Here is a 1,562-nt window from a genome sequence, read left to right on the forward strand (position 1 = left end):
AGGACGACGTCAAACGTGTGGCGAGCACCGCGCTCACTTTTCCTGCTTCTCCTGAAGGCGGAAGCGCGACCCGGGATTCATCCATGCGAATGCCGACGCGGACTGCGGCGGTCAGCCACTATTCACTTTGTGCCATCAACGTGGCGGCGCATCGGGATCACTACAAGTTGACGTTTGCGATTTGCGCATGGACTTCCCGCGACGCTGTGCGCGGGGGTCCAAGAAGCGTCGGCCTCTGCCTGCTAGTCTGACCGATCGTGATCGCCGCCGGCCTGTGACGGTTTTCACATCCGGCGCGAGCACGTATTTTCTGGAAGCGATTGAAAGCTCAGCTGGTTACTTCACAGGAGCTGACCATGACGAAAATCATTCTTGTTTCGATCGCAGTTGCTTCTCTGTCCACGGCGGCACTCGCCGATGCACGCACGGCGCAAAACAGGGCCCACCAGCGTCTCGTGATGGGTACCACACTAAGTCCTGCCGTGCTCAATGCCAACGCCAGTCTCAATGGCGACGTCAGCGACCGCGCGATGCGTATGCGGAGTCTTCGCGAGTCCGGCTACAACCCGAAGAACGATTTCGACGCCAACGGCAACGTATGGGTCGGCAACTAACCGAGTACGGGAGGGCTTGGGGAGCCCTCCCTCAAAGCGCGTTCAAACTGATTTATCCCGCTCGTTGGACCTGGCCGCTCGAATGAGCAGCAGCGGATGCGGCGGATTACCTCGTCTGATTCTCCTGACCAGGCATTGCGCGCAGCGTTGCATTGCATCCGCGGCGACGTGCGGTTATGTCCCGCCGACAGCCTGCAACAGAGGTCGCGTGATGCTGCTGCCCGACGGTTACTCCGACATCCCCCACGGCAAGATCGCTGCCGTCGTCACCCATCTGGAAATGACCGCGCGTCCGCCGCTGCGCGATGATCCGCCCGGCGCGTGGCGCCTGTGCAAGGTCGATCCGCCCGCGCTCGACTGGTATCGCGATATCTATCGCCGGGTCGGCGAGGAGTGGCTGTGGTTCACCCGCACCGGGCTCGATGACGCTGATCTCGCCTCGAGGATCCACGGCCCCGGCAACGAGCTCTACGGGCTGGCCGTCGACGGCCAGGATGAGGGCCTGCTCGAACTTGATTTCAGCGTGGCCGGCGAATGCCAGTTGCTCTATTTCGGCGTCACCGCAAGATTCATCGGCACCGGCGCGGCGCGCTTCCTGATGAACCGCGCGCTCGAGATCGCCTGGTCGCGCGACATCAGCCGCGTCTGGGTGCACACCTGCACCTTCGATCATCCCTCGGCCGTCGCGTTCTACCAGCGCTCCGGCTTCCGTGCGTTCAAGCGGCAGATCGAGGTGGCGGATGATCCGAGGCTCGACGGTAAACTGCCGCGCGACTCGGCGAGGCATGTGCCGGTGATCGGGTAGCTGCTGCCACAAACTCCGCCGTCGTCCCGGGCAAGCGCAAGCGCGACCCGGGACCCATAACCACCGAAGTGAGTTGGTTTGCGTCGCTGGGGCTCCAGCCTTCACCACAACGGGGGCCGGTGGTTATGGGTCCCTGCTTTCGC

3 protein-coding genes are annotated in these 1,562 nt (G+C 63.0%); all 3 read left to right on the forward strand.

Features of this window, described 5'->3' with window-relative positions; genetic code table 11:
• Nucleotides 1–251: hypothetical protein (locus tag AKL29_RS43985; protein ID WP_210168325.1), on the forward strand; the 251-nt coding region annotated here is incomplete at its 5' end.
• A gap of 105 nt (nucleotides 252–356) precedes the next feature.
• Nucleotides 357–614, forward strand: a complete 258-nt coding sequence (locus AKL29_RS41955) for a hypothetical protein (protein WP_152977611.1) — start codon at nucleotides 357–359, stop codon at nucleotides 612–614.
• A gap of 211 nt (nucleotides 615–825) precedes the next feature.
• Nucleotides 826–1,419 carry a GNAT family N-acetyltransferase gene (locus tag AKL29_RS14990; RefSeq protein ID WP_050384732.1) on the forward strand — a complete coding sequence of 198 codons (594 nt, stop codon included), beginning with the start codon at nucleotides 826–828 and terminating at the stop codon, nucleotides 1,417–1,419.
• Nucleotides 1,420–1,562 lie beyond the last annotated feature (143 nt).

The sequence above is a fragment of the Bradyrhizobium pachyrhizi genome (assembly GCF_001189245.1).
Taxonomy (GTDB): Bacteria; Pseudomonadota; Alphaproteobacteria; order Rhizobiales; family Xanthobacteraceae; genus Bradyrhizobium; species Bradyrhizobium pachyrhizi.